A 7,093-nucleotide genomic window follows, 5' to 3' on the forward strand; every position below is an offset into this window, starting at 1 on the left:
GGGGACACACATTGGGTGACCACTTCAAGGTCGAGGTCCAGGACCTCGACCGGCTGCTGAAGCAGTTGCACGACAGCCAGGACGACATGCGCAAGGCGCTGAACGCGCTGAAGGACGTGGGTCCGAAGAGCACCGGCAGCGAGGCGCTGGACAACGCCTGCGACGAGTTCCACGACAGCTGGGACAACGCGATCGGGAAGATCGCCGACGGCACCGCGCAGATCGAGGAGAAGCTCAAGGCCACCAAGGACAACTACGAGGCCACGGAGCAGGCGATCCGCGACGCCATGACGCAGGGCGCCGCGCCGAAGCCCACCCCGTCCCCGACCCCCGAGGCACGGCCCACGGCGGGTGCGCGATGACGGCGACGGACTACCCCTCCATAGGCTTCGACCCCGCGCCGGGGAAGGTGGAGAGCGTCGAGGACCTCAACTCCAAGCTGTCGCGGGCCGCGACGGGCCTGGACAACGCCTACACCACGCTCACCGGGATCACCAAGGGCGGCAAGACCTGGGAGGGCGAGGCGGCGAGCGCCTTCGCCGAGAAGGTCGGCGATCTGCCGCGCTACGTCGGCGACAGCCGGGACGCCCTGCGCGAGGCCTCGCTCCAGCTGTCCTCGTGGCGGACGAAACTGGCGGAGTACCAGCAGAAGGCCCGCGACTACGAGGCCCAGGCCAAGGCCGCCAAGGAGCGCGAGAAGTCCGGGCAGGGCGCCTACGACCGCGCGGCCTCCTCCTACAACCAGGCGGCGGCCGACCCGGCGCTGCGCCTGGCCGGCCAGTACTACGCCACACCGGGCGAACTCGCCGACGCCCAGGCGAGGATCGACGCGGCCTCGAACCGGCTGAACCAGGCGGGCAAGGACCTCGACCTGGCGGGGAAGCAGCTGGAGAAGGCGCAGCAGGAGCTCGAGGACATCATCAAGCGGGCCGAGGAACTGCTGGAGCACCACCAGTCCGACGCCCGGGGCGTCGCGGACCGCTTGCGCAAGGCCAACGACAAGGCGCCGGACGCCGGTTTCTTCGAGGGGCTGGCGGACTTCTTCACCAAGATCGGCCACGACATCCAGAACTGGTGCGTGAAGCACGCCGATCTGCTGAAGAAGGTCGGGGACATCCTCAGCGCCGTCTCCGGCGCGCTGGCCGTCGCCTCACTGCTGACGATGTGGTGCCCGCCGCTGTCCGGCGCGCTCGCCCTGGCCGGCGGCGTCACGGCGCTCGGCGCGCTGGGCGCGCACGGTGCCGCCAAGCTCGGCGGCGCGGACGTGAGCTGGACGAGCCTGGGCATGGACGCGCTCGCGGCCGTCCCGGGCGGCAAGTTCCTCGCCATCGGGGCGACCGGGAAGATCGGCAAGGCCTTCAACGCGGTGAAGGCGGACGCCGCCATCACCGGCGGCCTGAAGTTCACCCTCACCGGCAAGCTGCCCGTCCAGGGCGCGGCGAAGCTGGCGAACATCATGAAGGAGAGCAGCGCGCTCTCCTTCGCCAGGACGCCGCTGAGCAAGGTCGCGAGCACCCTCGACAACCTGCCCATGCGCCCGCAGGAGTGGTGGTACCGGGGTTCGTGGACGGGCATCACCGGCAGTGGTACCGGCCTGAAGATCCCGGGCCTGTTCAGTGACGAACCCCCCGCGGCAGGAGCCTGATCGATGACGGAGACGACGACGGACACCGGCGCGGAGGAGAGCGCACCGGCGTTCGTGCAGTGGCGGATCCCGCAGGAGTTCCGCTCCCTCGGGCTGGAGTTGGAGCCCGCGGAACGCGATCGGTACCTCGACGCGATGGCCGCCGACATCTGGGCCGCGGGAACCGGCTACCAGCGCGAGACCGTGGCGTACTGGTACAAGCGGATCGCCGAGGCGGCGGCCGAGGACGGCACGCTCGAAGCGGCCTTCTGCCTGCTGCGCACGGCGGACGACCGGGTGACGACGGCGACGCTGTCGGTCATCGCGGAGCCGATCGAGCGCACCCCGGACGTCCGGACGGTGGTGGCCGGCCTCGTGGAGGCCCTGTCCGACGACCCGGTCAACGAGGTCCTGGAGGTCAACACCTCGGGCGGACCCGGGGTACTCGTCCTGTCCGGGCTGCAGATGACCGCGCGGGGCGGGGAGGACGGCACGGGTGGTTCCGTCACCCTCGACCTCGCCCAGGCGAGTGCCTACCTTCCGTGCCTCCCGGTCTCCCAGCTGGTCGTACTGACGCTCACCACACCGATGGTCCAGGACTTCCCCGACTACGTCGGCGTCCTGGCCGCCGTGGCGGACAGCGTCGAGGTGAGCATGGGGACCCGCCCGCCGGCCGTGCCCCGGCAGGAGTCCGCCGGCGGCCATCCCAGCACGCTCAGCGTGCGCGACGTGTTTGGGTGATGCCATGTCGACACCTCTACTGCCACACGACCGTCCCACCGTCCGGCGCAGGAGCAGGACGGGACTGCTGCTGCAGTTCGTCCTGCAGTGGTTCTGGCTCCCGGTCTGGGCCGCCCTCGCGGCGGCACTCGGGGTGCTGGCGGCCCTGGCGTCGGCCGGGCTCAACCCGCCCCTGAAGTGGCTCAACCCCTGGCTCGGCGTGCTCACCTGGCCGCGCCTGCGGATCGAGTGGGCCTGGGACGCCGCCGTCTGGGAGGCCTACGCCACCGAGAAGATCCACGGCCGCATCGACCGGGCCGAAGGGCACCCGGCGGCGTACAAGTCCGGGACCGCGGCGGACGGCGGCCTCGAGCTCGCCGTCACCGTCCCCGCCCGGCTGTTCCGCGGTGTCGGCCAGGAGCGCGCCATGGCGATCGCCGGCGCGCGCGGCTGGTCGGCCGAGGCGAGGAGTACCGGGCGGGAACAGTGGAGCCCCGGTGCCCTGCGGCTGACCAGGACCGTCGGCCCCGCCTCGTGAGCGTGCTCGCGGCGTGCCCGCCGGGCCGGCGGTGATGCGCGGGCGCGGTTCACCCCCTGCCGTGACCTGGCCGGGCGGGAGCCGCTGGGTCCTGTCGTACGCCCGCCGGCCGGGCAGCCGATGGGCGGGCGGTCGACCGTTCTCGGCCCCGACGGCGGGGAACCGGGCGAACCGCGCACGCCGCTGAAGCGGGCACGGTGGCGGCCGCGCCGGGAGATCAGGCCGGCCGGTGGGGCGACGCCGGCCGGCCGCGGCGGGACGGTGACCTCGTGGGTGGTGTTCGTGCTGCTGTCGCCCCTCTGGCTGCTCAACCTGTTCCGGGCTGTCGGCGGCAGCGGCGACTCCGCCTGGCCCCTGCCCGTCCGCACGGCTCGCCTGCGCCCAGGCGGTCGTCCACCAGGCGCACGGGTCGTCGTGGGGGGGGGGGGGGGGGGGCGCCCCCCCCCCCCCCCCCCCCCCCCCCCGGGGGGCCCCCCCGGGGGGCCCCCCCCCCCCCCCCCCCCCCCCCCCCCGGGCGGGGGGGGGGGGGGGGGGGGGGGCGGGGGGCGGGGGGGGGGGGGGGCCCCCGGGGGGGCCCCCCGGGGGGGGGGGGGGGGGGGGGGGGGGGGGGGGCGGCGCGCCCCCCCCCCCCCCCACCCCTCACGCGGGTTCAGCCCGGCAGGTAGCCCACCAGCAGGTCCGCCAGCCCGCCCGGGTCGGCGAGCGCCACCAGGTGCCCGCCCGGAACCACGTCGGCCTCGACGCCGAGCCGTTTCCGGGCCACGCGCCGCTGGAAGGCCGCGGGGAACAGCCGGTCGTCGCGGCCCACGACGACGCGGGTCGGCACGTCCGGCCAGGCGGACAGCGGGAAGGGCACGCCGAACGGGGTGTCCGACTGCGGGGTGCCCTGGGCGAGGCCCTCCTCCGCCAACGGCCCCGGCAGGTCGTGGAAGAAGGTCACCAGGGGGTCGAACTCCCCGTCCACCGGACGCCCCTCGGCGAGGTCCAGGGCGCGCCGGGCCTCCGGCTGGCCCGTGGCGGCCCACCACTCCCCGGCGGTCTCGCCGGGAGCCGGGACCATCGCGTTGACCAGGACGAGCAGCACCAGCCGGTCGCCGAGCCGTTCGCAGGCGAGGGGCGCGCTGAAGCCCGCCATCGACTGCGCGACGAGCACCAGCGGCGCCCGGTCGCCCGCGGCGGCGACCACCGAGTCCGCGTACTCCCGCAGCCCCGCGCCGTCGTCCCCCGTCGGGAGGTCCACCGCGACCGCGGCGTGGCCTCGGCGGCGCAGTTCGGGCACGAGCAGGTGCCAGTACCAGGTGCCGCCGCCCGCGCCGGGGACGAGGACGAAGGTCGTCGCCGTCACGTCCGCGGTCCGCCGTCAGGACTTCGCCAGGACGGAGGTGAAGCTGTCCAGGATGTGGTTGGCGCCGGCCTCGGCCGTGGCGCAGTACTCCTCGGGGACGCCGGGCTGGCGGTAGACGACCTCGGTCCGCTCACCGCGGTCGGTGAAGGTCGCGTCCATGACGACCTCGGGCTCTCCGGGGACCTCCATCGTCCACACCAGCCGCTTGTGGAGTTCCACCTCGCGGTACACCCCGCTCAGCGGCATCTCGCCCTGCGGCGTGGTGACGGTGGCGCGCCAGGCGCCGCCGGGACGGACGTCGCTGGCGACGGTGGGCAGCGGGGCCCCGAACCACTGGGCGAAGTACTCCGGCTCGGTCCACACCTTCCACACCTTGGCGAGCGGGGCGTCGAATACCCGGGTAATGGTGATGTCGTCCATGGTGCTGCCTCTCTGGTCGGGCCGGGCCACGGCGGAACGGCTCCGGTGATAGGACCGGGCCGGCCGGCGGAACTCATCGGTGGCGGTGTCGGACCCGGGTGGTGTGATGGTCAGGAGCGACGAGGGGAGCGGTCGATGGACACGCAGGTACGGATCGAGCCGTGGTCGGAGGGCGACCTCGAACTGCTCCGCCGGGCGAACGCGCCCGCGATGATGCGCCACCTCGGCGGCCCCGAGACCGAGGAGCAGCTGCTCGTCCGGCACGAGCGGTACCTGGCGAGCGGGGGCGAGGCAGGCGGCGGGATGTTCAGCATCGTCCTGCTGCCCGAGGGGGTACCGGCCGGGAGCATCGGCTACTGGGAGAAGTCCTGGCGGGGCGGGACGGTGTACGAGACGGGCTGGGGCGTCCTGCCCGAGTTCCAGGGGCGCGGTGTCGCCGCGGCCGCCGGGGCGGCCGTCATCGCGCGGGCGGCCGCGGAGAAGGGCCCGCGCTTCCTGCACGCCTTCCCCAAGGTCGACAACGACGCCTCGAACGCGATCTGCCGCAAGCTCGGCTTCACGCTGGTGGAGGAGTGCGACTTCGAGTACCCGCCGGGGAACCCCATCCGCTGCAACGACTGGCGCCTGGAGCTGTACGCCCCCTGACGCCGTGCGGCGGACGGCGCCGGACGAGTCCGCCCTCGAAGACGGCGCCCGGGGCGGCGGTGCGGGTGACGGTCACGCGGTGGCAGGCCCGTCCGCGCCCTCCCGGGGCCGGCACACTCGACGCATGCTGACCCTCGGGACGATCGTGCTCGGAGTGACGGACGTGCGGCGCGCGGCGGCCTTCTGGGGCGCCGCCCTCGACTACGTGCCCCGCGACGGCCAGGTGCGGGCGGAGGACGACTGGGCGGTGCTGGTGCCCGCGGCGGGTGCGTCCGGACCGGGCATCGCGCTCGGCGCCAGTGCCACCCCGGTGCAGGAGCACCCCCGGGTCCACCTCGACCTGTACGCGGACGACGCCGCCGAACAGGCGGCCGAGGTGGAACGCCTGGTCGCGCTGGGCGCCGTGCGGGTCGACTGGGACCGCTACCCGCCGGACCCGGACTTCGTCGTCCTCGCCGACACCGAGGGCAACCGCTTCTGCGTCATCGACACGAGCCACGGCTGACGGCCCGGCCCGGGTTCCCCGGGGCGGCCCCGGCCCGGTTCCGTCACAGCGGCTCCGGCCCGACCTGCGGCGGCTCCACGAAGAAGCTGTCGTGACGGAGCAGGAACTCCCGGAACGCCGCACCCCCGCGCCGCGCCATCTCGCCGGCCCTCTCGACGTACTCCTCCCGGGCCGCTCCGGGCGCGAAGAGCAGCAGCATCGAGGCCGGTTCGTCGGAGTCGTTCTGGAAGGCGTGCAGCCCCCCGGCCGGCACGTGGAGGAAGTCCCCGGGGCGGGCGGTGATCCAGCGCTCCCCGTCGAAGAGCTGCACGGCCCCGGAGAGGACGAAGAAGGACTCCGAGATCGACCGGTGGAAGTGCGTGCTGGGACCGGGGGAGCCGGGGCCCATGTCGATCCGGTACAGGCCGAAGGCACCGTCCGTCGACGCGTGCGTGGCGAGGTAGTGGGTGTGGGTCCCCGAGGGCGCGACCACGTCCGCGGCGGTTCCGGCGGCACGGAAGAGCGCGCTGACCTCGCCCTGATCTCCGAGGTAGCGGGGCTCCGGGTAGGACATGGGCGCTCGTCGCCTCCTTCCATCGGTCAGACAGACCGTGCCACACCGGATCGGACGACCCCGGCCAGCGCGCCCGGGACCGTGGTCGTGGCGTCCCCCTGATGGCACGATGGCATGGACACACGCGTCACGACACTCTCGACCGGGGGAACGGAGCCGATGAGCAAGGAGATCAGCGACGCGGACCTGATGGACGTAGCCGACGATCCCGCACAGGCCCGCCGACTGCACAAGGCGCTCAGGACACTCGCCGACAACCCCGACGTCGACCCAACGCTCAAGGAGACGGCACGGCAGGTGCTCTCCGGCCGTGTCGGCGGGCGCGAGGCGCTGCTGTCCGGCGCTTACCTCGGCGCGATCGGCGACCGCATGGCCGAGCTGAAGCGCGCGGACGAGCGGATGACGCCCGAGGAGCGCGCGGCGCAGGAGGAGCGCGCCCGGCGCTGGTTCGAGCAGCGGGCCGGCGAGGAGGCGGCGGAGGCGGCGGACGAAGCCCGCGAGGACGAGGCGGCCCGAGGCGACCGCCCGGCCGCCGTGCGGCGCGACCCCCGGGACGTACCGCCCGCCTACCGGCCGCCGTCCCCGCGGGACTGAACGCCGGCACACGGGCGGGGGGGGGGCCGCCCGCCCCCCCCCCCCCCCCGCGCCCCGCCCCGCGCCCCGGCCCGGGCAGAGCCCTCCCGCCGGGAGCCCGGGGGGGGGAGGGGGTTGGCGCCGCGCCCCCGGGTTGAAATCGCGCGGCC

At 74.6% G+C, this 7,093-nt stretch carries 10 protein-coding genes; 7 read left to right on the forward strand and 3 right to left on the reverse strand.

Translation table 11 applies throughout. From position 1 onward, the window contains the following. The first annotated feature begins 11 nt into the window (after positions 1 to 11). From ACFZAU_RS38735 to ACFZAU_RS38750, 4 genes are read left to right on the forward strand one after another with little or no spacing between them, the layout of a single operon-like run. Positions 12 to 362, forward strand: a complete 351-nt coding sequence (locus ACFZAU_RS38735; RefSeq protein ID WP_499602058.1) for a DUF6317 family protein — start codon at positions 12 to 14, stop codon at positions 360 to 362. Then, positions 359 to 1,645: a putative T7SS-secreted protein gene (locus ACFZAU_RS38740; RefSeq protein ID WP_500556113.1), complete on the forward strand. Its 1,287-nt coding sequence runs from the start codon at positions 359 to 361 to the stop codon at positions 1,643 to 1,645. The genes ACFZAU_RS38735 and ACFZAU_RS38740 overlap by 4 nt, the downstream gene beginning before the upstream one ends. A 3-nt stretch (positions 1,646 to 1,648) precedes the next feature. Next, complete coding sequence (locus tag ACFZAU_RS38745) at positions 1,649 to 2,365, forward strand: hypothetical protein (RefSeq protein WP_500556114.1); 717 nt, start codon at positions 1,649 to 1,651, stop codon at positions 2,363 to 2,365. A gap of 4 nt (positions 2,366 to 2,369) precedes the next feature. Then, positions 2,370 to 2,882 (forward strand): hypothetical protein, encoded by a 513-nt coding sequence (locus tag ACFZAU_RS38750; RefSeq protein WP_500556115.1) that lies wholly within the window; start codon positions 2,370 to 2,372, stop codon positions 2,880 to 2,882. Positions 2,883 to 3,531: 649 nt separating this feature from the next. Here the strand turns inward: ACFZAU_RS38750 and ACFZAU_RS38755 are convergent. Together ACFZAU_RS38755 and ACFZAU_RS38760 are read right to left on the reverse strand one after the other, a co-directional pair. Next, the gene (locus ACFZAU_RS38755) at positions 3,532 to 4,227 is read right to left on the reverse strand and encodes an alpha/beta fold hydrolase (protein ID WP_500556116.1); all 696 of its coding nucleotides are present in this window, start codon (positions 4,225 to 4,227) and stop codon (positions 3,532 to 3,534) included. 15 nt (positions 4,228 to 4,242) lie between these two features. Further along, the gene (locus ACFZAU_RS38760) at positions 4,243 to 4,647 is read right to left on the reverse strand and encodes an SRPBCC family protein (protein ID WP_499602048.1); all 405 of its coding nucleotides are present in this window, start codon (positions 4,645 to 4,647) and stop codon (positions 4,243 to 4,245) included. 135 nt (positions 4,648 to 4,782) lie between these two features. On the opposite strand from ACFZAU_RS38760, the gene ACFZAU_RS38765 reads away from it, so the two are divergent. Beyond that, entirely contained in the window at positions 4,783 to 5,292 is a 510-nt protein-coding gene (locus tag ACFZAU_RS38765; RefSeq protein ID WP_500465375.1) for a GNAT family N-acetyltransferase, read from the forward strand. A gap of 124 nt (positions 5,293 to 5,416) precedes the next feature. Next, a complete protein-coding gene (locus tag ACFZAU_RS38770; protein WP_499602044.1) occupies positions 5,417 to 5,797 on the forward strand; it encodes a VOC family protein in 381 nt (126 codons plus the stop codon). Between the two features lie 43 nt (positions 5,798 to 5,840). Here the strand turns inward: ACFZAU_RS38770 and ACFZAU_RS38775 are convergent, their stop codons facing one another. Continuing rightward, the gene (locus ACFZAU_RS38775; protein ID WP_500556117.1) at positions 5,841 to 6,350 is read right to left on the reverse strand and encodes a cupin domain-containing protein; all 510 of its coding nucleotides are present in this window, start codon (positions 6,348 to 6,350) and stop codon (positions 5,841 to 5,843) included. A gap of 159 nt (positions 6,351 to 6,509) precedes the next feature. Between ACFZAU_RS38775 and ACFZAU_RS38780 the strand changes: the two genes are divergently transcribed. Then, complete coding sequence (locus tag ACFZAU_RS38780) at positions 6,510 to 6,944, forward strand: hypothetical protein (RefSeq protein WP_500556118.1); 435 nt, start codon at positions 6,510 to 6,512, stop codon at positions 6,942 to 6,944. Positions 6,945 to 7,093: the final 149 nt, after the last annotated feature.

This window comes from Streptomyces sp. NPDC008238 (assembly GCF_042956445.1).
In the GTDB taxonomy this organism is placed as follows: domain Bacteria; phylum Actinomycetota; class Actinomycetes; order Streptomycetales; family Streptomycetaceae; genus Actinacidiphila.